This window comes from Streptomyces sp. V2I9, assembly GCF_030817475.1.
Taxonomy (GTDB): Bacteria; Actinomycetota; Actinomycetes; order Streptomycetales; family Streptomycetaceae; genus Streptomyces.
Genome location: NZ_JAUSZJ010000002.1, coordinates 6,102,482 through 6,126,816 on the forward strand (window position 1 = coordinate 6,102,482; position 24,335 = coordinate 6,126,816).

Consider the following 24,335-nt stretch of genomic DNA (forward strand, 5'->3'; position numbering starts at 1 on the left):
CCCTCACGGACCCCGCGTCAGCCGGTGCAGCCGCAGGGCCAGCTGGATCTCCAGCGTGCGGGCGGGCGCGTTCCAGTCCTGGCCGAGGAGCCGGCCGACGCGCTCCAGCCGCTGCACCACGGTGTTCACATGGACGTGCAGCGACGCCTTGGTCCGGGTCAGGCTCGCGCCCGCGGCGAAATAGGCGTCCAACGTGGTGACCAGGTCGGTCCCGCGCCGTTCGTCGTAGTCGAGCACCGGACCCAGCGTCCGCCGTACGTACCCCTCCAGATCCGCTTCGTCGCCCAGCAGCACGCCGAGGAACCCCAGGTCCGCGACGGCCCCGCCGCTCCCGGCGCGCCCGAGGGCGCGCAGCGCGGACAGGCAGCGGGCGGCCTCGCCGTGCGCGTCGGGCAGCTCGGCCGGACCCGTGGCGGGACCCGCCGCGCCGACCGTGACGGGGCAGCCGACCGCCTGGCCCAGCTCGGCGGCGAGTGACTGCGCGGACTCGCCCGGCGCGTCGCACGGCGCGATCAGGACGACCTGGTCGTGGTGGAGCCCGGCCAGACCGTGCGGGGCCCGCGCGCTCCGGGCGGTGGCGGCCAGCAGCCGGTGGCGCGGGGCCACCTCGCTGTGCGCGACGAACACGCTGTGGCGGCGGCCCAGATCGACCCCCAGCCGCCGGGCGCGGGCCGTCAGGGTGCCGGGGTCGCCGGTGCGTGCGAGCAGGTCACCCAGCAGCTCGCCCCGGACCCGGTCCTCCGTCTCGGCGACCGACCGGCGCAGCAGCATGAGCAGCGCGGTGACCACGCCGGCCCGTTCGAACAGCCGCCGGTCGGCGTCCGCGAGACCCGCCCGGCCGGTCAGCGCGATGGAGCCGAGGAGTTCGGGTCCGGCGAGGACGGCGCAGACCCAGGTGCCGTCCGGCGCGACCGCCCGGCCCCTCGTCCGGGAGGCGGAGACCGCCGGGACCGGCTGCGGCAGCGGCCCGGAGCGGGCACGGGCCAGCTCCGCGCCGTCCGCGTCGTGGATGAGGATGCCGCCGTCCAGGATGTCGGCCAGGGCCGCCGCGACGTCGTCGGCCCCGCCGCCCTGGAGGACGAGGTCGGTGAGCTGGTCGTGCGCCTCCTCGGCGCGGCGCATCGCCTCGCTGTGCGTCCGGATGGTCTCCGACGCCGCGTTGAGGTCGACCAGCGCGGCACGGGTCTCCTCCAGCAGGCGGGCCCCGTCGATGGCGATCGCCGCGTGGTCGGCCAGCGAGGAGAGGAGGGCCACCTCGGCGGCGGCGAACTCGCGCGGAGCCCGGTCGGCCGCGTACAGGACTCCGATGACGCGGGCGCCCAGCCGCAGCGGCACCCCGAGGATCGCCCGCAGCCCCTCGTCCAGGACCGCGCCGTCGATGGTGGCGGTGTGGTGGAACCGGGTGTCGGCCTGGTAGTCCCCGGTGGCGTACGGGCGGGCGGTCTGCGCCACCAGCCCGCCGAGCCCCTCGCCCATCCCGAGCCGCACCCGCTGGAACGCCTCGGCCACCGACCCGTCGGTGACCCGCATGTACGTGTCGCCCGCGGCGTCGTCGTTGAGGGACAGGTAGGCGACGTCCGTGCCGAGCAGCAGCTTCGCCCGGTGCACGATGGCCCGCAGCACCGCGTCCAGGTCCCGCAGGGCCGCCAGGTCGCTGGCCGTGTCGAACAGGGCGGTGAGCTGTGCCTCGCGCACCCGGTGCTGACCGAGCGTGCGCCGGATCCGCAGCGCCACGGCGGCGGCCTCGGCGATCTCGGTCAGCTCGGCGGCGGAGGCCCCCGCCCGCCGGGCGTCGGCCGCCGGCCGGTCGAACTCCTCGGCGGCCGCGCCCCGCGCCAGCAGGTCGAGGAGCCGGCGCAGGGCGGGCGCGGCGTGCTGGGCTGCCGGTGGTGTCACGCCGGTGAGCATACGGTGATGGCCTTCCGGGGCGGTGCGGCGGCGGGGTTGCTGTGCGGCACGGGCCGCACCGGCCGCCGGAGCGGTGCGGTACGGCCCGCGCGGGGGACCGGTAGGAGCGGCCTCAGCCGCCCAGGGGGACCGAGTCCTTGCCGACCCCGGCCGGTGCGGCGGAGGGCGCGGCGGCGTCGACGCCGTCCTTCGTGAGATCCCTGCCCCGGGTCTCCTTCGCCACCCACACCGTCACCGCGGTGACCAGGGAGGCGAAGCACAGGTAGAGGGAGATCGGCACGGACGACCCGTAGTCCTTGAGCAGTTCGACCGCGATGAGCGGGGCGAGGGCGCCGCCGATGATCGAGGCGAGCTGGGAGCCCATCGACGCCCCGGAGTAGCGCACCTTCGTGTCGAACATCTCCGAGATGAACGCCGCCTGCGGACCGTACATCGCGCCGTGCAGCAGCAGGCCGACGGTGACCGCGAGGACGATGACGGGGAAGGACTCGGTGTCCAGCAGCGCGAAGAAGCCGAACGCCCACCCCGCCATGCCGACCGCGCCGATCAGCGTCACCGGGCGGCGGCCCAGCCGGTCCGAGAGCGCACCCCACAGCGGGATGGTGACGAAGTGCACCGCGGAGCCGATCAGAACGGCGTTCAGGGCGTCGCTCCTGGACATCTCCAGGTGCACGGTCACGTAGACCAGCAGGAAGGCGGTGAGGACGTAGTACGAGATGTTCTCGCCGAAACGCGTGCCGATGGCGAGCAGCACCGCGCGCCAGCTCCTGCGGAACACCTGGACCACCGGGGCCCCTTCCCTCTCGCCCCGCGCGGCCGCGGCGGCCGACTTCCGCTGGGCTTCGAGGAAGACCGGGGACTCCTCGACCGAGATCCGGATCCACAGGCCGAGCATGACGAGGACGCCGGAGAGCAGGAACGGGACGCGCCAGCCCCAGGCGAGGAACGCCTCGTCGGACTGGACGGCGGCCAGCAGCGCCAGCACCCCGGTCGCCAGCAGATTCCCGCCCGGAGCGCCGGACTGCGGCCAGGAGGCCCAGAACCCGCGCCGGGAGTCGCCGCCGTGCTCGGAGACGAGCAGTACCGCGCCGCCCCACTCGCCGCCCAGCGCGAAGCCCTGGACCAGGCGCAGCACCGTCAGCAGGATCGGCGCCCACACCCCGATGCTCGCGTGGGTGGGCAGCAGGCCCATGGCGAAGGTGGCGCCGCCCATCAGCAGCAGGCTGAGGACGAGCAGCTTCTTGCGGCCGATCTTGTCGCCGTAGTGGCCGAAGACGACACCGCCCAGGGGACGGGCGGCGAAGCCGACCGCGTACGTGAGGAAGGCCAGGAGGGTTCCGACGAGGGGGTCGCTGCTGGGGAAGAACAGCGTGTTGAACACGAGGGCGGCGGCCGAGCCGTAGAGGAAGAAGTCGTACCACTCGATGGTGGTTCCGACGAGGCCGGCGGCCACGATGCGGCCGATTCTGCCTGCGGGAGGCTGGACGGAACTGGGGGAGCCCATGGGGGAGTCACCGCGTTTCGTTGGCGGAGGGGTCAGGGACGGTGTGCGGTCGGGGACGGGGACGAGGGCGAGCGGTCGGTAGGGAGGCGGGGGGCGCGTGAGGCGCGTGGGCGGTGCGGGAAGCGGGAGAACGGTCCGAGGGGGTGGCCGCAGGACGGTGGGTCAGCGCGCGCCCCAGCCCCCGTCGACGGGGACGGAGGCGCCGGTGATGTAGCCGGTGTGGGGGCCGCAGAGCCAGAGGCAGACCGCGGCCACCTCCGCGGGCTCGATCAGTCGCTTGATCGCGGAGCGGTCCAGCAGGATGTCGGTGACGACCTCCTCCGGGGGGACCCCGTGCGCGGCGGCCTGGTCCGCGATCTGGCCCTCCACCAGGGGCGTACGGACATAGCCGGGATTGACGCAGTTGCTGGTCACCCCGTGCGGCGCACCCTCCAGGGCGGCCACCTTGCTCAGCCCCTCCAGACCGTGCTTGGCGGTGACGTAGGCGGACTTGAAGGCACTGGCCCGCAGCCCGTGGATGCTGGAGACGTTCACGATCCGGCCCCATCCGGCGGCGTACATGTGCGGAAGGCACTGCCGCATCAGCAGGAACGGGGCGGTCACCATCACCTTCTGGATCAGCTCGAAGCGGGCCGGAGGGAACTCCTCGATGGCGGCCACGTGTTGCAGCCCGGCGTTGTTGACCAGCACGTCCACCCCGGTCGGCAGCGACCTGATCGCCTCGGCGTCCGCCAGGTCCACGACGTGGGCCACCCCGCCGATCCCGGCGGCGACGGACTCGGCGGTCCCCGCCTCGCGGTCGACCACGTGGACCAGGGCCCCGGCTCCGGCGAGCGCCTGCGCGACGGCCCGCCCGATGCCGCTGCCGCCCCCGGTCACGAGAGCGGTGCGGCCCCTGAGATCCACGGCCCCCGCGCCCGGTGCGGCGGAAGCGGACGCTGCGTGAGATTGGCTCGTCATGGCCGGAAACGCTAGAGACACCCGACCGGACATCCCATGGCGTGGAACTCCACAGTGGCCGGCCGGTGAGTGGCGGAAAGCACCACCCCCCGAAGCGCGGGCGACCTCCGGGGCACGGGGGTGCTTCGGGAGATCCGGCCCGCGCGCCGAACCCGCCGGGGTAGGGTCCGCGCATGGCCAAGGTGACTGTCAGTCTGGATGCCGAACTCGTCGTCGAAGTCATGGTGCTCGCGGGGGTGGGAAGCCCCCAGGACGCTGTCGAGCTCGTGGTGCGCGACTACAATCGCGCGCGGCCACCGCACCGAAGCGCTCGTCGCCGAGCACGAGGCGACGTCGCGCGACGTGGAGATCAAGCCGGAGGCCCAGCAGGGCTGACCGGCGGAGTGCCGGAGGGTGGGCCGCCGGGTGGAACCGCCCTCGGAGACGACGACGTCGAAGACGGTGTCCGACCGGAACCCACCCCCGGCTGACGGATCGCCAGTCCGGCCGGATGACTGATCACTCGTCCGGCTCGCCCACCGGTACGCGGCAGGTGACGGTCCCCGCCGTCCCGCCTCCGCCCGACGCGCTGTCGGTGGGGCCGCTGCCCCGGCGTACCGGCGCGCGGGAAGCCGCTCCTACGCGACCCGTACACCGTTCTCCAGCTCCGCCGCCCCGTCGCCGGACGCCAGGACCTCCAGCGCCGCGCGCACCCGGCCGCCGAGCGACCCCAGCAGATACCCGTCCAGGTCGGCGGGGGCCACCAGCCGCCAGGACAGCAACTCCTCCTCCTGGAGCCTGATCTCCGCCAACCGGTCGGCGCCGAGAACCCCGCCGTCGTACAGGTAGGCCACGATCGGCGGGCGGCCGACACCCGGCACCCAGTCCACGACGAGCAGCCGCCCCGGCGCGACGTCGAGGCCGATCTCCTCCGCCGTCTCGCGCCGGGCCCCCTGCCGGGGGCTCTCGCCCGCGTCCGACTCGACGGTCCCGCCGGGCAGCACCCAGCCCTTGCGGTAGTTCGGCTCGACGAGGAGGACGCGCCCCTCGGCATCCCGGAAGAGCGAGGCGGCGCCCGCCAGCACGCGGGGGAGTCCGGCGATGTACGCGGCGTAATCGGCGTCGGGTGTCGTCACGGCCGACAGCCTAACGGGGGTGCGGCCGGCCGACGGGGGTGCGACCGGGATACGCACCGGAGTCGCGCACCCCGGGGGACTGCCGGGTACCGCCGCCGACCGGCCGGGACGGGCCCCGGCCGGTCTGCCGGGGTCACACCTCCGGGGCCTCCGTCACGGGCAGGCACTCGGCGAGCAGGTCGACGACGTCGCGCCAGGCCCGCCGCGCGTGCTGGGGGTGGTGGCCGACGCCGGGGACCGTGGGGTGGTCGACCGGCGGGTGGTGGAAGGCGTGCAGGGCGCCGCCGTAGACCGTGAGGCGCCAGTCGATGCCCGCCGCCCGCATCTCGGCGGTGAACGCGTTCCGTTGCGCGGGCGCCATGATCGGGTCCTCCGACCCGACTCCGGCCCACACCGGGCAGCGAATGCGCGCCGCCTCGCCCGGTCGGCCCGTGGTGGTGGCGTTGACCGTTCCGATCGCGCGCAGGCCGACGCCGTCGCGCCCGAGTTCCAGCGCGACGGCGCCTCCGGTGCCGTAGCCGATGGCGGCGATCCGGTCGGGATCGGTCCGCGGTTCGGCGCGCAGCACGCCGAGCGCCGCGTGGCCGATGCCGCGCATCCGGTCGGGGTCGGCGAGCAGCGGCAGGCAACGGGCCAGCATCTCCTCGGGGTCGCCCAGATAGCGCCCACCGTGAAGGTCGAAGGCCAGCGCCACATACCCCAGCTCGGCGAGAGCATCGGCCCTGCGGCGCTCGACGTCGCCGAGCCCCATGCCCTCCGGTCCGATCAGCACCGCCGGCCGGGGGCCGGCACCGGCCGGGAGAGCGAGGTACCCGATCATCGTCAGACCGTCGGCCGGATACGCGACCGCACGCGCCGTCATCGTCGTCATGGGACCGGACTGTAGTGATGGCCGAGAGCGAACCGGGCGGTGTTCTGCCGGCGGCAGAACGGCGCGGGGCCCCGGACGTGCGGCGCGGGGCGACGAGGACCGTCACCCCTTCCGTCCCCGCGGCAGGAGCTGTCGGATCACGTGCCCGGTCGCGGTGGTGGAGGCCGGCCCCCGCCGTACGTCTCTCGCGGGCGGCTCCCGTTCCGGGCCGGTCGTGCGGCGTGGGCGGCCATGGGCAGATCACGGGTCCTGCGGTTAGGGTCGGGGCGGCGCGACTGCCTGTTCGAAAGCAAGGGATGCAAGGTGACGGACGGAGCAGATGTGAAGGCCGCGCGCGTGCTCGTCGCGGCGGACAAGTTCAAGGGCTCGCTCACGGCCGTAGAGGTCGCGGAGCGGGTGACGGCGGGGCTGCGGCGTGTCGTCCCCGGTCTGGCGGTGGAGACCCTGCCGGTCGCGGACGGCGGCGACGGCACGGTCGCGGCGGCGGTGGCCGCCGGGTTCGAACGCCGTGAGGCGCGGGTGACCGGCCCGCTCGGGGACCCGGTGACGGCGGCGTACGCGCTGCGCGGGTCCACCGCCGTGGTGGAGATGGCGGAGGCGTCGGGCCTCCAGCACCTGCCCGAGGGGGTGTTCGCCCCGCTCTCGGCCACCACCTACGGCTCGGGCGAACTGCTGAGGGCCGCCCTGGAGGCGGGGGCGACGACCATCGTGTTCGGGGTCGGCGGCAGCGCCACCACGGACGGCGGCGCGGGCATGCTCGCCGCCCTCGGAGCCCGGTTCCTGGACGCGGACGGCACGCCCGTGGGACCCGGCGGCGGCCCCCTCGCGGAGCTGGCCGAGGCCGACCTCTCCGGGCTCGACCCGCGTCTGAAGGACATCGATCTGGTCCTGGCCAGTGACGTGGACAACCCGCTGACCGGGCCCAAGGGCGCCCCGGAGGTGTACGGGCGGCAGAAGGGCGCGAGCGAGGAGGACATCGCGGTCCTCGACGCGGCCCTGACGCACTACGCCTCGATCCTGGGCCCCGGAACGGCTCGGCTTCCCGGCGCGGGCGCGGCGGGAGGCATCGGCTACGGGGCGCTCGTCGCCCTCGGTGCCCGCTTCCGCCCCGGCATCGAGGTGATGCTCGACGTCCTGGGCTTCGCCCCCGCGCTCGCCCGCGCCACGCTGGTGATCACCGGCGAGGGGTCGCTCGACGAGCAGACGCTGCACGGCAAGGCCCCGGCCGGGGTCGCCGCGGCCGCCCGTGCGGCCGGGATCGATACCGTCGCCGTCTGCGGCCGGCTCGCCCTGTCCCGTGAGGCCCTTCAGCAGGCGGGCATCCGGCGCGCCTACGCCCTGGCGGACCTGGAGCCGGACCCGGCCGTCTCCATGGCCCGGGCCGGCCGGCTGTTGGAGCAGGTGGCGGAGTCCATCGCACGGGACCACCTGCACGGCTGACGCCCCCGCGGCCGGGGAGTTCCCGGAGGGGGGACAGGGCCCGGTGCGGTGAGGGGTCCGGTGCGGGGTGGGACCCGGCGCGGGGAGAGCCGTCGGAGCGAGGTGAGGTCCCGGTGGGCCACGGGGCCTCACTTCCAGCCGGTGGCTGCCGCCGGGCCCCTCCCGTGGCCGCCACGCGCGGGAGGGCTCGCCACCGGTCGCGGGAACCCTTGACTACCAGTAGTGCCGTCGTCCTCCCACCGCGTGCCCCAGTGCCCCGAGAACCCACAGCACCGCGCCGACGGCCACCAGGATGATCCCGATGGTCCACAGGACGCCGATACCGGCGATCAGGCCGATGATCAGAAGGACGAGGCCGAGGATGATCATGGTGCCTCCGATCCTGGAAACCCCCTGATACCAGGTTCGTCTCGCCGTGCCCGAACCACAACATGAGGGGCCGAGCCGGGCCGGCGGAGATCATCTCGTCCTGACCGGTGTCGCGCGGACGGAGCCGGGTACGCGGCGGTGCGTCACCATCCGAACCCCGATCACTCCAAGGAGCGAACATGTCGAAGATCGAGGAGTCCGTCGAGGTCGCCGTCCCGGTGCGCACGGCCTACGACCAGTGGACGCAGTTCGAGGAGTTCCCGCAGTTCATGGACGCGGTGCAGCACATCGAGCAGCGCACGCCCACACTGACCCACTGGCGGACCAAGGTGGACGGGGTGAGCCGTGAGTTCGACGCGGAGATCACCGAGCAGATCCCCGACGAACGGGTCGCGTGGTCCACCGTGGCGGGCGAGGTCCGCCAGGCCGGCGTCGTCACCTTCCACCGCCTGGACGACACGCACACCAAGGTGATGCTGCAGCTGGACCACGACCCGCAGGGCATCGCCGACACCGTCGGCGACAAGCTCGGCTTCGTCCGCCGCCAGGCCAAGGACGATCTGAAGAACTTCAAGGAGTTCATCGAGAAGCGCGGCACCGCGACCGGCGCCTGGCGGGGCACCGCCTGACACCGGCCTCCCCTCCCGGCACGGCGCGCTTCCGCGCCGCGTCGGGAGGCCGGTGCCGCCCGCGACGATCAGCCCCGTCCGGCGGCGGCCGCACCGGCGGCCGTCGCCGGACGGGCGTACGTTCCCCGGCGAACACCGTGGGGCGGGTGTCCGCCCCGGTCCTCGCGCGTCCGGGGCCGCCGCCGGGCCCGGACCGCACGAGCCCCTCACGACGCCCCCGGCGACAGCCTCAACGCCTCCAGCGCGAGCACCAGTTCCACCAGCTCGCGCGGCCGCGTCAACGAGCGCGCGGTGAGCCGCTCCAGCCGCCGCAGCCGGTTGAAGACCGTGTTCCGGTGACACCGCAGCCGCACCGCGGCCCGCCCCACCGAGCCCCCGCACTCCAGCCACGCCTCCACCGTCCCCACCAGCAGCGCGCGCTCCGCCGGGACCAGCTCCAGGAGTGGCCCGAGCACCTCCGCGAGGAGCCGGGCCGCCAGCTCGGGACGGCTCACCAGCAGGGCCGCCGGCAGCCGCTCGTCGAGCCGTACGACCCCCCGGCAGCCCGGCGCGCACGTCAGCAGCGCCGTACCCGCCAGGCGCAGCGCCGCGCCCAGCTCCGCCGGCGAGCCCACCACCGGGCTCATGCCACCCGGCCCCGCACCGCGCTCCGCGAGCCGTGCCACCGCCCCGGCCGGCCCCGTCGCGCCGAGCAGCACCACCGCGACGTCCGCGTACGCCGCCCCGCTCTCCGCCGCCCCCGGTGAACGCTCCGCCGCGCCCCACCACCAGCGCGTCCCGTCCGCGTCCGGGCCCTCCGGCACCGCCGCCTCCGGCGCGGGCGCGCCCAGCACCACCACCGCGAACCACCCCCGCTCCGGCAGCCCGAGGCCGTCCGCCGCGTCCGCCACCAGGTCCGGCCGCGCCCCGCCCGCCAGCAGCGGGGCGAGCAGCGCCCCGTACCGCGTCCCACGCCGCATCCGCCGCTCCGTCCCCGGGTCCGGGCGCTCCTGACGACCGATGAGGATGCCACCGGCCGCCCGGCCGGGCGCCCTGCCCGTACGCGCGTCTGTGCACGTGCACAACGAGGCCCTGTATCGGCTGGTCGCCCGCATCGAGTCGGCCCCGCGCCGTGGACGTGCGGCCCGGCCCGGTGCTGGTCTGTGGCACCACCCCCCGAACGAGCACCACGCCGGGGCGGGGCACGGCAGAGCACGACCGACGCGCTGTGCGCGACACGACATGGCGGAAGGAGGAACACATATGGCGACGCTGGAGATCCGCGGGCTGTCCGTCGGGTACGGCCCGGTCCGGGCGCTGCGTGACGTCTCCGTCGAGGTGCCGGACGGCGGGATCACCGCCGTGCTCGGCGGCAACGGCGCGGGCAAGACCACGCTGCTGCGGGCCGTCTCGCGGACCCTCGGCTTCCACCGGGGGACGGGGAGCGGGACCATCCGGTTCGACGGCCGCCCGCTGGAAGGGCTGCGACCCGCCCAGGTGGTGGCCGCCGGAGTGGTCCAGGTACCGGAGGGCCGGCAGGTCTTCGCCCGGATGACGGTGGCCGACAACCTGCGGGCGGGCACCCTCGGAGCACGGGGCGGACGCAAGGAGACGAGCGCCGCCCTGACTCGCGTGCACGAGCTGTTCCCGGTGCTCGCCGACCGCGCGCACCAGCGGGCCGGGCTGCTGTCCGGTGGCGAGCAGCAGATGCTGGCGATGGGCCGCGCCCTGATGGCGGGGCCCCGGCTGCTCCTGCTGGACGAGCCCTCGCTCGGCCTCGCCCCGCTGATGGCGGCCAGGATCGCGGACACCGTGCGGGAGATCAACGCGGGCGGCACCTCCGTCATGCTCGTCGAGCAGAACGCGGCGATCGCCCTGCGGCTCGCCTCCACGGCATACGTCCTCGACGTCGGCGAGGTCGCCCTGTCCGGGCCGGCCGACGAACTCGCCGCCTCCGACGAGGTGCGCCGCCGCTATCTCGGCGTCGTCGACGAGGACGCGGCGGCCGACACCGAACCGGCCGACCGGGTCCGGCGCACCCTCAGCAGATGGGACCCGGCCGATCCGAGCCGGCCCGCCCCGAGCAGGTGGTCCGCGTGACCGCCGCAGCGACCGCCCCCTCGGGCGCCGTCGCGGACGCCCTCGCCGTACAGGACGTCACCGTGCGCTTCGCCGGGCTCACCGCCCTCGACGGCGTCTCCTTCACCGTGGAACCGGGCAGCGTGCACGCCGTCATCGGACCCAACGGCGCCGGCAAGTCGACCTGCTTCAACGTCCTGTCCGGGGTCTACCGCGCCACCTCCGGGCACGTCCGTCTCGGGGACGCCGAACTCACCGGGCTCCCGCCGCACGCCATCGCGGACCTCGGCGTCGCCCGGACCTTCCAGAACCTGGCGCTGCCCCCGCACGCCACCGTCGCCGACAGCCTCCTGCTGGGCCGCCACCGGCTCACCCGCGCCGGGTTCCTCGCCACCGGCCTGCGGCTGCCCTCCGCCGCCCGCGAGGAACGGCGGCACCGGGAGCGGGTCCGGGAGATCGCCGAATTCATCGGTCTCGACAAGGAGTTGGAGCGCCCGGCGGGCTCCCTCCCGTACGGGCAGCAGAAGCTCGTCGAACTCGGCCGCGCCCTGTGCATGGAGCCGAAGGTCCTGCTGCTGGACGAGCCGATCGCCGGGATGACCGCGGACGAGCGCCGCCGCACCGCCGCCGTCGTCGCCGACGTGCGCGACAGCCTCGGCATCTCCATCGTCCTGGTCGAGCACGACATGGGGGTGGTGATGCGACTCGCGGACGCGGTGACCGTACTCGACTTCGGACGCCGGATCGCCGGAGGCGCCCCCGCCGAGGTCCAGAACGATCCGGCCGTCGTCCAGGCCTACTTGGGAGCACCGCAATGACCACCTTCGTCGAACTCCTCCTCGGCGGCCTGTCGATCGGCTCGGTCTACGCCCTCATAGCGCTCGGCTTCGTCGTCATCTTCAAGGCCACCGAGGTCGTCAACTTCGCCCACGCCTCGCTGCTGCTGGCGGGCGGCTACGTCACCGCCGTGCTCCACGACGACATCGGGTTCTGGCCCGCGCTGCTCGTCGGGATCGCGGGGGCCGCGTCCGTCGGGGCGGCCATCGAGTTCTTCGTGATGCGCCGCTACCGGGGCAGCGACCACAGCGTCCTGGCCATCGTCACCATCGGCGTCGACATCCTCCTGATCACCGAACTCACCCGCAGGATGGGCACCGACGTGCTCGCCCTCGGGGACCCCTGGGGCAACGAGGTCCTCACCGTCGGCGGGGTCACCCTCGCCCACACCCGGATCGCGGCGTTCCTCGCCGCCGGGCTGCTGATCACGGTGTTCCTGCTCGCCTTCCGCTACACCTCGTGGGGCGTGTCGATGCGGGCCGCCGCCGAGAACCCGCAGACGGCGGCGCTCATGGGCATCAGGCTGGGGCGGGTGTCGCTCGCCGCCTGGGCGGTCGCCGGGGCCCTCGCCGCCGTCGCCGCCCTCTTCCTCACCGTCTTCCCGACTCCGGGCCTCGAACGCGCCACCTCGCTCGCCGCGCTCAAGGCGTTCCCCGCCGCGATCCTCGGCGGCCTCGACTCCACCACCGGGGCGCTGGCCGGCGGACTGATCGTCGGCGTCACCGAGGCGCTCGCCACCGGCTACCAGAGCGATCTCTCCTTCCTGGGCCGGGGCATCGGCGATCTGGCGCCCTACCTGGTGATGGTGGCGGTCCTGCTCATCCGGCCCGCGGGGCTCTTCGGCACGAAGGAGCTGGCCCGTGTCTGACACCACCGCCGCAACCGCCCCGGCGCCCGCCCGCGCGGGGGGCCTCACCGACCGGCTGCGCACCCCCCGGACGTACGCCGTGCTCCTCGGCTCCCTCGTGCTCCTGGCGCTTCCGTTCTACGTGGACCGCTTCTGGCTCCAGGCCGGACTGTTCGCGATGGTGGCGGCGATCGGAGCCATCGGGCTCAACATGCTCACCGGCGCGACCGGGCAACTCTCCATGGGGCACGCCTTCTTCCTCGCCGTCGGCGCGTACGGCTACTGCGTCCTGGCGGGGGAGAGCAGCACGGAGAACGGGCACACACTGACCGGGCTCGGGCTGCCCAGCTGGCTCGCCGCGATCCTCGCGGTGCTGCTCGCCGGGGCGGCGGGCGGGATCTTCAGCCCCATCGCCGGGCGGCTGCGCGGCGCGTACCTCGGCATCGCGACCCTCGCCCTGATCTTCATCGGGCAGCACGTCCTGTTCAACGCGGGTTCGCTGACCGGCGGTTACAACGGCCGGGCCGTACCGCCGCTGTCCCTCTTCGGGTTCACCTTCGACGACACCGAACTCGTCGTGGCGGCCGTCCCGTTCGGGGCGTCGGAGAAGCTCTGGTACGCGGGTCTGCTCGCGCTCCTGCTGAGCGCGCTGTTCGCCCGCGGCGTGCTGCGCGGCCGGCCGGGACGGGCCATGAACGCCATCCGCGACCACCGGATCGCGGCCGGGGTGATGGGCGTGCCGGTGGCCCGCTACCGCGCGGGCGTCTTCGTCCTGTCCTCGATGTACGCCGGCCTCGCGGGCGTCCTGCTGGCCCTGGTCTTCCAGCGGACCGTGCCCGAGTACTTCGGCATGATCCTGTCCCTCGAATACCTCGCCATGATCGTCATCGGCGGGCTGGGCAGCGTCGCCGGAGCCGTGATCGGGGCCGCCTTCGTCTCCCTGCTCCCGCAGGTGTTCACCCACTACAGCGACTCCCTGCCGCTGGTCTCCGCCCCCGGCACGGGCGGGCTGGCGCCGGGTGAGGCGTCCCGCTATCTGTACGGCGCCGCGGTGGTCGCGGTGGTCCTCTTCCTGCCCGGCGGCCTCGCCCGCCTCGGCGCCGACCGCGCGAAGAAGCCGGCGGCACCGAAGAAGCCGGCGGTCCCGCGACAGCCGGCGCCTCCTGAACGATCAGCGGCTCCGAACCAACCAGCGACTCCGAAGAATCCAGGGGAGAAGTCATGAAACTGAGAGTGCTCACGGCCGTGGTCGCGGCCCTCGCCGTCACCCTCGTCGGATGCAGCGGCAAGGCGACCGACGGCAAGACCGACGGGGAGGGCGAGGGCGGGATCAAGACCGGCCCCGGAGTCTCCTCCTCCACGATCTCCCTCGGCGTGCTGACCGATATGACCGGGGTCTACGCCTCGCTGGGCAAGAGCGTCACCCAGGCGCAGCAGCTGTGGGTGAAGCAGACCAACGACGAGGGCGGCATCTGCGACCGGAAGATCGAACTGACGGTCCGCGACCACGGCTACGACCCGCAGAAGGCGATCGCCGCGTACACCGAACTGGCCCCGGACGTCGTGGGGTTCGCCCAGTTCATCGGCTCCCCGTTCGTCGCCGCCGTCGAGCAGCGCATCGACGGCCAGGACAAGGGCGTCGTGCTGCCCCAGGCCTGGTCCGCCAGCCTGCTCGGCTCCCCGTACATCCGGGTCATCGGCGCCACCTACGACGTCGAGACGATCAATCTGATCGACTACCTCCTCGCGGAGAAGCGGATCGTGAAGGGCGACAAGATCGGGCATGTGTACTTCGAGGGCGACTACGGCGAGAACGCCCTCGTCGGCTCGAAGCACGCGGCGAAGGAGGCCGGGCTCACCGTCGTCGAGCAGAAGATCAAGCCGACCGACAACGACATGACGGCCCAGGTCGCCGCCCTCAAGCAGGCCGGGGTCAAGGCCGTCGTCGTCAGCGCCGGACCGCGCCAGGCGGCCTCCCTCGTCGGCGTCGCCGCGGCCACCGGCTTCGACGTCCCCGTCGTCGGCAACAACTCGGCCTTCGCCCCCCAGCTGCTGAAGACCCAGGCGGGCCCCGCCCTGCTCAAGAACTACTACGTGGCCTCCTCCACCCTGCCCATCGGGGACCCCGGCGACGGCCCCGCCAAGCTCGCCAAGGAGTACGCCGCCCAGTACCCGAAGGACGTGCTCGACAACGGTGTGGTCGCCGGCTACACGGCCGCCTCCCTGTTCGGCGAAGCGCTGTCGAAGGCGTGCGACGACAAGGACCTCACCCGCGAGGGCATCGACAAGGCGCTCCTCACGATCAAGGGGTACGGGACCGAGTTCGGGGTGACGCACGACTTCTCGGACCCGAAGGCGCCGTCCACGCGGGAGAGCGTCATCATGAAGCCGGACGCCGCAGCCGCCGGCGGGCTGAAGGTGGTCCGCCCGGCCGAGGTCGCCGCCGTCGCCGAATCCTTCACCCCCGGCTCCTGAGTCCCACGGCCGGAAGCGGGCCCGGCGGGGAGGCGTACGGACGGCCCGGTCCGTACGCCTCCCCGCGTTCAGACCTCCCGGCCGTCCATCCCGACGTACCGGAACCGCCCCCGCTCCACGCGGTAGAGGAACACCCCGGTCCCGGTGTACATCCCGTTGGCGGACTCGAAGGCGTAGCTCTTGGACACCCCCTTGTACGAGGTCGTCCGCAGCGCCGGCAGCAGGTCCTGACGGGTCGGCTTCTCCCGGCCCAGCCGCTCGGCGCAGGCGGCGATCAGCCCGACCGCGTCGTACGCCTCGGCGGCGAACAACGGCGGCGCGCCGTCGTAGCGCTCGCGGTAGGCGGCGGCGAAGGCGTGCACCGAGGGGACCGAGCCGGGGTCGGCGGCCGTCGAGACGAGCAGCCACCCCGCCGCGTCCGCGCCCGCCTCCGCGAGGAACCGCGGATCGTGCGCGGCCTGGGTGGCGATCCTCGGCCCGAGGAAGCCGGCCCTGTTCAGGGCCTTGGCGAACCGCCCGGCGTCCCGCCACCCGCCGCCGTACACCACCGCCCCCGGCCGCTTCGCGGCGATCCGCCCGGCCTCCGCGTCCAGGTCGCGGAGGCCCTCCCGTACGGTCTCCGCGAACACCGTGCGGCCGTTGCCGCGCAGCCCCGCGTCGAGGAAGCGGGTGGTCTGCCGACCGTACTCGGTACCGTCGTCCACCAGCGCGACCTTGTCGATCTCGTACGCCCCGAGGTACTCGGCCACCGGCAGCATCTGCATGTCGTTGCGCGGCCGGGCGCACAGGAAGATCCGGTTCAGGTGCCGGATGTCCCCGTCGACCACGCTCAGCAGCGGCAGGGCCTCCTCGTCGTAGGCGACCAGCGCCTCGCGGGCCGCGTCGGTGCCGGTCGCGCCGATGGCCGCCACCAGCAGCGGGTCCTCGGCGAACCGGCGGACCGCCGCCGTCGCCCGCTCCTCCTCGCCCCCGTCGTCGACCGTCGTCAGGCGCAGCGTGAACGGGGCGTCCCGCCGCGCGTTGTGCTCCGCCACGGCGAGCCGCGCCGCCCGGTCCTGGCCCCTGCCGACCGCCGCCGAAGGTCCGCTCAGATCGGCCTGGAGCCCGAGGTGCAGCTCGGGGCGGGCCGCCTTCCCGTCCCCGCGTTCCCCGTCGCCGCCGGACGAGGCCAGCCAGGCCGCGGTCCCTCCGGTCGCCGCGAGGGCCGCGCCTCCGGTGACGTACGCGAGGAAGCGGCGGCGGCCGACCGGAGCCGGGACGGACGTGGTGCTCGCGGCACCGGTCCCGGTGCGGGTGTCCGGGGCGTCGCCGGACCGGGCGTCGAGGCTGGTCGCGTCGATGTCGGGCAGAGCGAGCATCCGCGCCGAACGCTCGGCGATCAGGTGCGTGACCGGGGCGGGCAGCCAGCCGCCACCCGCGAGGTCCTCGGTGAGCGCGGCCCGGACCTCGGCCGCCGACGGACGGCCCTCGGGGTCCTTGGCCAGGCACGCCCCGACGACCGGGAGGAGACCGGGCGGCAGCGCGCTCACGTCCGCCGCGTCGTGCACGGTGCGGAACAGCATCGCCTCCACCGGCCCGGTGCCGAACGGCCGCCCGCCGGTCGCCGCGTACACCAGGACGCAGCCCAGCGAGAAGACGTCGCTCGCCGGGCCGATCCGCCTCCCCTGCGCCTGCTCGGGGGAGAGGAATCCGGGGGAGCCGACGATCACGTCCGTCGCGGTGAGGACGGTGTCGTCCAGCGCCCGCGCGATCCCGAAGTCGATCAGCCGGGGCCCGTCCAGGCCCAGCAGGACGTTGCCCGGCTTCACGTCCCGGTGCACCAGCCCCGCCGCGTGGACGGCTTCCAGCGCCTCCGCGAGCATCGAGCCGAGCGCCCGCACCCCGCGTTCCGGCAGCGGGCCCCCTCCGGACACCGCCTCGCTCAGGGCGGGCCCCGGCACGAACTCGGTGGCCAGCCACGGGGCCGGGGCTTCGGTGTCGGCGTCCACCACCGGCACCGCCCACCGGTTGCGGACCTGCCGGGCGATGGCCACCTCCCGCCGGCACCGGGCCCGGAAAGCGGTGTCGTCGGCGTATTCCGCCCGGATCAGCTTGATCGCCACCAGCGCGCCGCCGGGCGAACGGCCCAGCAGCACCACGCCCATGCCCCCGGCGCCGAGACGGCCGAGGACACGGTACCCGGCGATCCGTGCCGGGTCGGTGGGACGGAGCGGTTCCATCAGGGGTCAGTGCCTCTCGTTCCGGTCCGCGGTCACTTCAGCTCCAGTTCGACGCGGTAGAGCACCTTGGCGCCGCCCTCGGCGGCGATCCGCAGCAGGTCGCTGTTTTGGTAGCCCTTCGCGCCCTTGACCGACACGGCCGTCGTCACCGGGCCGATCCGGGACTTCGACCACACGTAGTCCTGGACGCCGCCCGACCCGGGTCCGGTGTACTTCCCCGCCTCGAACAGGGAGGCGTCCGCGTTGCGCACGTCCTTCTGGTCGAACCGCAGTGACATCAGCCCGCTGAGGCGCTGCCCGCCGCCCAGCTCCTGCCGCGGGCAGCGGAAGCTCTCCTGGACGGTGTCCTCGATCTCCCGCTCGGCCCCCGCCTCGGTCCGGTGCACGGTCACGGTCACCGCCCCCTGCACCCGGCCCTTGCCGCCGCGGGCCGGGAGGTCGAGCCGCCGCGTGAAGCTGTCCAGGATTCCCGAGGGCAGCGCGGAGCGGGTCCAGACGCACGATTCCGGGAGCACGGGCCAGCTGCCGCCGCTCTCGTACGGGGTGTGCCGCACCATGCCCGCCGCCCAGTCGTTCTCCCCGAGCGCGGCATTACGGGTCAGCTTCCGCGCGCGGGCCGCGTCTTTCGGGACCCGTGCCGGGTCCGGCGTGAACTCGTAGGCGCTGGGCAGCGCTCCCGGCAGCGTGGACCGCTGCGGATCGGGCTTCCCCGTCCCCCCGGTCTTCTTCCCGCCGGTCTCCGTGCCGCCCCGCTTCGCCGATCCGCTCGGCTTCGGGCCGGGCCCGCCCCCGCCCTTCGCCGCCGGCCCGCCGCAGCCGGCCAGCAGCGCCCCCGCCGCCGCGACCGCCACCACACGTGGCCCCACCAGCATCAGCTTCATCATCGGACCCCCTGGTCCCGCAAACCCGCACCCCGGCCGTCGTGGTCCGGGCGTCGGTGCGAGGCGATTCTAGAAGCGCATCGCGCCACGGTGACGGGATTCCGATACTCATCCCGGACGCGGAACGGCTCAGTCGGCAACGGGACTTCACCTCTGGCGGCCCGGTGCGCGGGGTGGTAGGAGCCGGAGCCGAAGGGGCACGGGTGTGGCCGGAACTCGACTACGCGGTACGGGCGAGTAGCCGGTTCCGGAGCGGCGGCGGCGGGGCTCCGCCACCGCGCGGCCGCACCGGAGGGCTCTCATGATCGGCGGAAAATTGGTCTGGACCACCTGGAGCGGCAGTGGTTAGCTCGTTCCGGACTCCGCGCCTTCGGGACCGGGTCCGCCCGCCTTTCGCCCACGTACGGCCGGAGCCTGCCCGGACAGCGCCGCGTTCCGCCCGTCCACCGCCGAGTTCTGTTGCGTTCTGCTGAGGGGATCCTTCCGTGATCGACATCGTGGCGGTACTCAGGGCCGAGGACGCGGCCCTGGACTTCCTTTCCGTGCTCGGCGGGGAGGAGCACGAGATCCACGTCCTGTGCGGCGACACCGGCGAGCGGCTGGTGCTCCCCGCCGGCCGGCCGCTCGCCGACCGTCTCGACGCCCTGGCCCCGCTGGTCCGCCCGGTCGACGAGCACGCCGCGTCGCCGGGCCCCGAGGCCCTGGCAGCGCTCGTCGCGGCATCGGACGGGGGAGGGGCCGCCCGCCTCTGGACCCACTCGCCCGCCGACACCCGGCGCAGCCGCGGCCGTCTCGGCCGGGACACCGCCGACGCCGCCGGGGGCCGCCCCGTCCTGCACGCCGTCGGCCACTCCCCGTACCTCCAGTTCATCAGCGACCTGGACCGGCCCCTGGACCGGGCCGGTGTCGCCGCCAAACTCGCCTTCGTCAACCGGCACTGCGGTCACCTGCTGCGCACCGCCTCGGAGGAGCACGTCGTCCGGACCGGACGGGTCCACGCCACCGAACGCTTCTTCGCGGCCGGACCCGGGGAACGCGAGCGGCTGTTCGCACTCCTGGCCAGTCTCGACGAGGACGCCGCCTCGGTGGACGACCCCTGGGAGTTCGCCACCTCCGCGTACGAGGCGGAGCGGCTGGACACCACCGTCGCCTGGATCGCCGGGCACTGCCCGCCCGGCAGCGGGCCCCTCGTCGAGGTCGGCGCCTGCGAAGGGGCCCTCACCACCCGGCTCCTGGACAAGGGGTTCACCGTCCACGCGACCGAACCCAACGCGGCCTTCCGCCACCGGCTCGCCGCCCGCGCCGGGGAGGCGGCACACATCCACCCGGAGTCGCTGGAGGAGCTGGCCGCCCGCCCCGGCCTTCCGGGCGCGGCCTACCTCCTGATCGAGATGCTCTACTACGGCCAGGATCTCGACCTGCTCGACCGGCTCCCCGCCGACCTGGTCTTCGTCGCCCTGGAACCGGAGGCGCTCGCCGCCGGACTGACCCCCTGGCTGGAGCGCACCCCGCACTGGGAGAAGACCGACGAGACGCCGCTCGTCGCCCCCGCGCTGGAAGCCGTCTGCGGCGGCCGCGCCTATCTGAGCAAGCGCGGCTCCATCGGCGTCCTGCTGCGGCGCATCGGCGCCTGACCGGGTACGCGATGTACGACGTCTGCGTCGGCCTCGGCTACCACTGCGAGTCGACCTACCAGCTCCGCCGCGTCACCGGCGTCGAACGGGCCCACTTCTTCGACTGGCTCGACCTCGACCTCGTCGCCGTACGGGAGACCGTCGCGGCCGACTTCGCCAATGTCCTCCGCCCCGGCCTGTGCGAGCCGTTCAGCGATGGCGCCTGCGTACGGGACCGGGGCTCGAACATCCGCTTCTTCCACGACTTCCGAGCCCCGGAGGGCGCCCCCCTGACCTCCGCGATCATCGCGGAGCAGTTCGACGCGGTCCGGTCCAAGTTCGATCACCTCGCCGCCCGCTGGCGCGCCCTGACCGCCTCCCGCTCCCGCGTCCTCTACGTCCACCAGGACGCGTTCGACGAGAGCGGCGCCCCGGACCTGGCCGCCCTGCACTCCCTGCTGCGCACCCGCTACCCGGCCCACGACTTCGACCTGCTGTGGCTGCGCCGTACGCCCCCGACGGACGCGGAGGCCCTCCCGCCGGGCGTCCTGTGGGGCACGGTCCCCCTCGATCCGGGCCGCTGGGAGGGTGACGACGCCGCCTGGGACGCCGCCCTGGCCCCGTTGGACATCCCCCGAGCCCCCGGAGCCGACCGCCGTGCCTGACCGCCGTCCCTGAGCGCCGTCCCCCGCTCCCGGCCCTCCGCCCCTGACACCGTCTCCCGGCCGACCGCCGCGCCGCCCACCCGAAGCCCCGCCCACCCGCTGCCCGCACCCCTCCGGAGGACCCGTGCCCGCCGCCGTACCCCCGCCCTGGCGCACCGTCGTCGTCTCGCCGCACTTCGACGACGCCGCGCTCTCCCTCGCCGGGCTGCTGCCCACCCTGCCCGGCCCGCTCGCCGTGGTCACCGTCCACGGCGGCCCGCCCGCCGCCGGTCTGCCGGTCTCCGGGTGGGACGCCCTCTGCGGCTTCAGCTCGGCCCGCGAGGCGTACGAGGTCCGCCGGTCCGAGGACGCCCGCTCCTGCGCGCTCCTGGGGGCCGAGCAGGTCCTCATCGACCACCCCGACGGCCCGTACGTCCGCGCGGGCGACGAACCGGCCGGCCTGGACCCGCTGCTGCGCTCGCTGGCCCCCGGCACCCGGATCCTCGTACCGCTCGCCACCAACCAGCCGGACCACGAGGCCGTACGGCTGCGCGCCCAGCGGGTCCTCGCCGAGGCCGGGGCGCCCGAGCCCTGGGTCTACGCCGATCTGCCCTACACCGGGCACCTGCCGGAATGGGGAGCCTCCGACGCGAGCGCCGCACTGGCCGCGAGCGAGAAGTGGGGGACCGCCTACCAGCGGCTGACCCGCACCCACCGGCTCACCGTCCGCCACGAGCTGACGCTCACCGACGAGCAGTGGGCGGCCAAGCGCGAGGCCGTCCTGTGCCACGCCTCCCAGCTATCCGGCCTCGCCCCGGCCCACGGCGCCTTCCTGGACCGGAACGGGCCGCTGCGCACCGAGCTGATCTGGAGCGCCGAGCCTCGCGGCGCCGCCTGAGCCCGGCGCCGGGAGACGGGATACGGGAAAGGCCCGAGGCACAGGCCCCGGCGAAGGGACGAGCGCCGGGAGACCCACGAGGGCCGAGGGTGAAGGAGCGCGCGGGAAACGCACGAGGGCCCGGATGCCGGGGAGCATCCGGGCCCTCGAGGACCTGCCGTACGGAGGGTGACCGCCGCGCTACGGGAGCTGAGCCGCCCGCGCCTCGCGCCGATTGTCACGGAACGTGTTCACCCGTCGCGCCGTGGCGAACAGCGGGATCACCGCGCCGAGCACCACCTGGAGCGCGCAGCCCGTCTGGAGCAGCAGCTGACCGCCCGGCGCGTCGAACGCCCACGCGGCGAGCAGCCCCATCGCGCCGACGATCCAGCTGAGCATCGCCACCGCGAGGATGCCCCGCGGCTTGGGGTACTCCACCCGGCTCACCATCAGCCACGCCACACCGACGATCGCCAGCAGGGTCGGGACGAACGGCAGCTCCAGGAGCACGATCGAGACGACCGTCAGCGCTCCGAACGGGCTCGGCATGCCCTGGAACATGCCGTCCTTCAAGGTCACGCAGGAGAATCTGGCCAGTCTGAGCACCACCGCCAGCAACACCACGATCGCCGCCAGTGCCGACACCCGCTGATGGGCGTCGTCGGCGACCATGCCGTACACGAGCACGAAGTAGGCCGGCGCGAGACCGAAGCTGATCAGGTCCGAGAGGTTGTCCAGCTCGGCGCCCATCGGCGAGGAGCGCAGCTTGCGCGCCACGAGTCCGTCGAACAGATCGAAGATCGCGGCCATGAGCATGAGGATCACCGCGGTGGCGGCCGAGTGCCGGGCCATGCCCGTCTCGTCGCTGCCCGTGAGGTGCGGGATCAGAATGCCCGTGGTGGTGAAGTACACCGCCATGAACCCGCACGTCGCGTTACCGAGCGTGAGCGTGTCCGCTATCGACAGCCGCATCGACAGCGGCATGTCCTCCGCGCCCTCGGTGTCGTTCTCCTCGTCCGCCTCCGGCACCCAGCCGGCCTTGGTATCAGGATCAATCACGGTCAATTCGAGTCACCCCCGCGGTGGTGGCCTGGCCGACCTCGACCGCGACATCGATCCCCTCCGGGAGGTAGATGTCCACGCGCGAGCCGAAGCGGATCAGGCCGATGCGCTCGCCCTGCTCCACCTTCGTGCCCTGGGGGAGGTACGGCACGATCCGACGGGCGACCGCTCCCGCGATCTGCACCATCTCGATGTCGCCGAGCTCGGTGTCGAAGTGCCAGACAACGCGCTCGTTGTTCTCGCTCTCCTTGTTGAACGCCGGAACGAATCCGCCCGGAATGTGCTCGACCGACGTCACGGTGCCCGCCAGCGGCGCGCGGTTCACGTGGACGTTGAGCGGGCTCATGAAGATCGCGACGCGGGTGCGCCCGTCCTTCCACGGCATGATGCTCTGCACCACGCCGTCGGCCGGGGAGATGACCCGGCCCTCGGAGATCTCGCGCTCGGGGTCACGGAAGAACCACAGCATGCCCGCCGCGAGCGCAGTGGTGGGCACAGCCGCTGCTGCCCAGCGCCTCGACGTGCGGGCGCGGGCCAGGCTGAGGGCTGCGGTGGCGACGGTCGGCAGGAGCCACGGAGATGCTCCGCGGGCGATGCGGACCCCACCGCGGGATGCGGAGGAAGTGCTGTCGGGCATGGATGACCTTCGTAGCGGATGATGCCGCGCTGGCAACGGGGGACGGCGGCTTTCCGAAGATGCTATCGGTTGCCGGGCGCAACTGGGCAAGCCAGCAGCCGAGTCGGACTGTCGAACGCCGCCCGTCGAGGGTGACCCGGTGTGATGTTCTTCGCCACCAGATCACCCCAGAACGGACAATCAGCCCTGGAATCGGTACTCCTCCAAGAGGCGCCGGCCAATGATCATTTTCTGGATCTCGGCGGTACCTTCACCGATCAGCAGCATCGGCGCCTCACGGTAGAGGCGCTCGATCTCGTACTCCTTGGAGAAGCCGTAACCGCCGTGGATACGGAAGGCGTCCTCGACGACTTCCTTGCAGTACTCGGAGGCGAGGTACTTCGCCATCCCTGCCTCCAGGTCGTTACGTTCCCCGGAGTCCTTTTTGCGTGCCGCATTCACCATCATCGCATGAGCGGCCTCGACCTTGGTGGCCATTTCGGCCAGTTTGAACTGGATCGCCTGGTGCTGGGCGATCGGCTTGCCGAAGGTGTGGCGCTGTTGCGCGTACGAAACGCCCAGTTCGAACGCACGCTGCGCGACACCGCAGCCACGTGCCGCGACATTCACCCGGCCGACCTCGACGCCGTCCATCATCTGGTAAAAACCGCGGCCCGTCGTGCCCCCGAGGACCCGATTGGCCGGAATGCGCAGGTCGTCCATGATGAGCTCGGTCGTGTCGACGCCCTTGTAGCCCATCTTGTCGATCTTTCCGGGGATCGTCAGGCCGGGCCGGACCTCTCCGAAGCCGGCCTCCTTCTCCACCAGGAAGGTCGTCATCGACTTGTGCGGCGCGGTCCCCTCGGGGTGGCCTTCGTCACTCCGGGCCAGAACGGCCACCAGGGTGGAGGTCCCGCCGTTCGTCAGCCACATCTTCTGGCCGTTGAGAACGTACTCGTCGCCGTCCCTCACGCCCTTCGACGAGATCGCCGAGACGTCCGAGCCGAGCGCCGGCTCGGACATCGAGAAGGCCCCGCGCACCTCGCCCAGCGCCATCCGCGGCAGGAAGGTGTCCTTCTGCTCCTGGGTGCCGTGCTGCTTGAGCATGTAGGCCACGATGAAGTGCGTGTTGATGATGCCCGACACGCTCATCCAGCCGCGCGCGATCTCCTCCACGCACAGCGCGTAGGTGAGCAGCGACTCGCCCAGGCCTCCGTACTCCTCGGGGATCATCAGCCCGAACAGGCCGAGTTCCTTCAGTCCCTCCACGATCTGCGTGGGGTACTCGTCCCGGTGCTCCAGCTGGGTCGCGACCGGAATGATCTCCTTGTCGACGAAATCCCGGACCGTGGCGAGGATCTCCCGCTGTACGTCGTTCAGACCGGCGGTCTGGGCGAGTCGCGTCATGGC

General features: G+C 73.5%; 22 protein-coding genes and 1 pseudogene. 11 read left to right on the forward strand and 12 right to left on the reverse strand.

From position 1 onward, the window contains the following. Positions 1–3 precede the first annotated feature (3 nt). The 3 genes from QFZ71_RS26605 to QFZ71_RS26615 all read right to left on the reverse strand — a co-directional run bounded on the left by QFZ71_RS26605 (position 4) and on the right by QFZ71_RS26615 (position 4,372). A complete protein-coding gene (locus tag QFZ71_RS26605) occupies positions 4–1,908 on the reverse strand; it encodes a GAF domain-containing protein (RefSeq protein ID WP_307670680.1) in 1,905 nt (634 codons plus the stop codon). A gap of 112 nt (positions 1,909–2,020) precedes the next feature. After that, on the reverse strand, positions 2,021–3,412 hold the full coding sequence (locus QFZ71_RS26610) for an MFS transporter (RefSeq protein WP_307670681.1): 1,392 nt from the start codon (positions 3,410–3,412) through the stop codon (positions 2,021–2,023). 162 nt (positions 3,413–3,574) lie between these two features. Then, the gene (locus QFZ71_RS26615; RefSeq protein ID WP_307670682.1) at positions 3,575–4,372 is read right to left on the reverse strand and encodes a 3-hydroxybutyrate dehydrogenase; all 798 of its coding nucleotides are present in this window, start codon (positions 4,370–4,372) and stop codon (positions 3,575–3,577) included. A gap of 173 nt (positions 4,373–4,545) precedes the next feature. Here QFZ71_RS26615 and QFZ71_RS26620 point away from each other — a divergent pair. Then, a pseudogene (locus QFZ71_RS26620) lies at positions 4,546–4,747 on the forward strand (type II toxin-antitoxin system VapB family antitoxin). A gap of 242 nt (positions 4,748–4,989) precedes the next feature. Here QFZ71_RS26620 and QFZ71_RS26625 read toward each other — a convergent pair. Beyond that, positions 4,990–5,487, reverse strand: coding sequence for an NUDIX hydrolase (locus QFZ71_RS26625; protein WP_307670683.1), 498 nt, complete (start codon positions 5,485–5,487; stop codon positions 4,990–4,992). A gap of 133 nt (positions 5,488–5,620) precedes the next feature. After that, positions 5,621–6,358, reverse strand: a complete 738-nt coding sequence (locus QFZ71_RS26630) for a dienelactone hydrolase family protein (RefSeq protein ID WP_307670684.1) — start codon at positions 6,356–6,358, stop codon at positions 5,621–5,623. A 321-nt stretch (positions 6,359–6,679) separates the two neighbouring features. On the opposite strand from QFZ71_RS26630, the gene QFZ71_RS26635 reads away from it, so the two are divergent. Further along, positions 6,680–7,798: a glycerate kinase gene (locus QFZ71_RS26635; protein ID WP_307671595.1), complete on the forward strand. Its 1,119-nt coding sequence runs from the start codon at positions 6,680–6,682 to the stop codon at positions 7,796–7,798. Positions 7,799–8,011: 213 nt separating this feature from the next. Here the strand turns inward: QFZ71_RS26635 and QFZ71_RS26640 are convergent, their stop codons facing one another. After that, entirely contained in the window at positions 8,012–8,167 is a 156-nt protein-coding gene (locus QFZ71_RS26640; protein WP_307670685.1) for a DUF6131 family protein, read from the reverse strand. A gap of 179 nt (positions 8,168–8,346) precedes the next feature. On the opposite strand from QFZ71_RS26640, the gene QFZ71_RS26645 reads away from it, so the two are divergent. Further along, positions 8,347–8,796: an SRPBCC family protein gene (locus tag QFZ71_RS26645; RefSeq protein WP_307670686.1), complete on the forward strand. Its 450-nt coding sequence runs from the start codon at positions 8,347–8,349 to the stop codon at positions 8,794–8,796. Between the two features lie 206 nt (positions 8,797–9,002). On the opposite strand, the gene QFZ71_RS26650 is transcribed toward QFZ71_RS26645, so the two are convergent. After that, on the reverse strand, positions 9,003–9,755 hold the full coding sequence (locus QFZ71_RS26650) for a CdaR family transcriptional regulator (protein ID WP_307670687.1): 753 nt from the start codon (positions 9,753–9,755) through the stop codon (positions 9,003–9,005). 283 nt (positions 9,756–10,038) lie between these two features. On the opposite strand from QFZ71_RS26650, the gene QFZ71_RS26655 reads away from it, so the two are divergent. Genes QFZ71_RS26655 through QFZ71_RS26675 form a run of 5 tightly spaced genes read left to right on the forward strand, consistent with a single transcriptional unit; the run spans position 10,039 to position 15,013 of the window. After that, positions 10,039–10,875: an ABC transporter ATP-binding protein gene (locus QFZ71_RS26655; RefSeq protein ID WP_307670688.1), complete on the forward strand. Its 837-nt coding sequence runs from the start codon at positions 10,039–10,041 to the stop codon at positions 10,873–10,875. Continuing rightward, on the forward strand, positions 10,863–11,672 hold the full coding sequence (locus QFZ71_RS26660) for an ABC transporter ATP-binding protein (protein WP_307671596.1): 810 nt from the start codon (positions 10,863–10,865) through the stop codon (positions 11,670–11,672). Before QFZ71_RS26655 ends, QFZ71_RS26660 begins: the two co-directional genes overlap by 13 nt. Continuing rightward, a complete protein-coding gene (locus tag QFZ71_RS26665; protein WP_307670689.1) occupies positions 11,669–12,559 on the forward strand; it encodes a branched-chain amino acid ABC transporter permease in 891 nt (296 codons plus the stop codon). The genes QFZ71_RS26660 and QFZ71_RS26665 overlap by 4 nt, the downstream gene beginning before the upstream one ends. Continuing rightward, positions 12,552–13,763: a branched-chain amino acid ABC transporter permease gene (locus tag QFZ71_RS26670; protein ID WP_307670690.1), complete on the forward strand. Its 1,212-nt coding sequence runs from the start codon at positions 12,552–12,554 to the stop codon at positions 13,761–13,763. The genes QFZ71_RS26665 and QFZ71_RS26670 overlap by 8 nt, the downstream gene beginning before the upstream one ends. Then, positions 13,760–15,013, forward strand: coding sequence for an ABC transporter substrate-binding protein (locus QFZ71_RS26675; protein ID WP_307670691.1), 1,254 nt, complete (start codon positions 13,760–13,762; stop codon positions 15,011–15,013). Before QFZ71_RS26670 ends, QFZ71_RS26675 begins: the two co-directional genes overlap by 4 nt. Positions 15,014–15,081: 68 nt before the next feature. On the opposite strand, the gene QFZ71_RS26680 is transcribed toward QFZ71_RS26675, so the two are convergent. After that, positions 15,082–17,232 (reverse strand): bifunctional serine/threonine-protein kinase/ABC transporter substrate-binding protein, encoded by a 2,151-nt coding sequence (locus QFZ71_RS26680; RefSeq protein WP_307670692.1) that lies wholly within the window; start codon positions 17,230–17,232, stop codon positions 15,082–15,084. Positions 17,233–17,264: 32 nt separating this feature from the next. After that, a complete protein-coding gene (locus QFZ71_RS26685) occupies positions 17,265–18,113 on the reverse strand; it encodes a hypothetical protein (RefSeq protein WP_307671597.1) in 849 nt (282 codons plus the stop codon). 485 nt (positions 18,114–18,598) lie between these two features. Between QFZ71_RS26685 and QFZ71_RS26690 the strand changes: the two genes are divergently transcribed. The 3 genes from QFZ71_RS26690 to QFZ71_RS26700 all read left to right on the forward strand — a co-directional run bounded on the left by QFZ71_RS26690 (position 18,599) and on the right by QFZ71_RS26700 (position 21,268). Continuing rightward, entirely contained in the window at positions 18,599–19,747 is a 1,149-nt protein-coding gene (locus QFZ71_RS26690) for a hypothetical protein (protein ID WP_307670693.1), read from the forward strand. An 11-nt stretch (positions 19,748–19,758) separates the two neighbouring features. Continuing rightward, positions 19,759–20,391 (forward strand): papain-like cysteine peptidase, encoded by a 633-nt coding sequence (locus QFZ71_RS26695; protein ID WP_307670694.1) that lies wholly within the window; start codon positions 19,759–19,761, stop codon positions 20,389–20,391. A gap of 124 nt (positions 20,392–20,515) precedes the next feature. Continuing rightward, a complete protein-coding gene (locus tag QFZ71_RS26700) occupies positions 20,516–21,268 on the forward strand; it encodes a PIG-L deacetylase family protein (RefSeq protein WP_307670695.1) in 753 nt (250 codons plus the stop codon). A gap of 180 nt (positions 21,269–21,448) precedes the next feature. On the opposite strand, the gene pssA is transcribed toward QFZ71_RS26700, so the two are convergent. The 3 genes from pssA to QFZ71_RS26715 form a co-directional block, all read right to left on the reverse strand. Next, positions 21,449–22,276, reverse strand: coding sequence for a CDP-diacylglycerol--serine O-phosphatidyltransferase (gene pssA / locus QFZ71_RS26705; protein WP_307671598.1), 828 nt, complete (start codon positions 22,274–22,276; stop codon positions 21,449–21,451). A gap of 22 nt (positions 22,277–22,298) precedes the next feature. Further along, positions 22,299–22,946 carry a phosphatidylserine decarboxylase gene (locus QFZ71_RS26710; protein WP_307670696.1) on the reverse strand — a complete coding sequence of 216 codons (648 nt, stop codon included), beginning with the start codon at positions 22,944–22,946 and terminating at the stop codon, positions 22,299–22,301. A gap of 180 nt (positions 22,947–23,126) precedes the next feature. After that, entirely contained in the window at positions 23,127–24,332 is a 1,206-nt protein-coding gene (locus QFZ71_RS26715) for an acyl-CoA dehydrogenase family protein (RefSeq protein WP_307670697.1), read from the reverse strand. Positions 24,333–24,335: the final 3 nt, after the last annotated feature.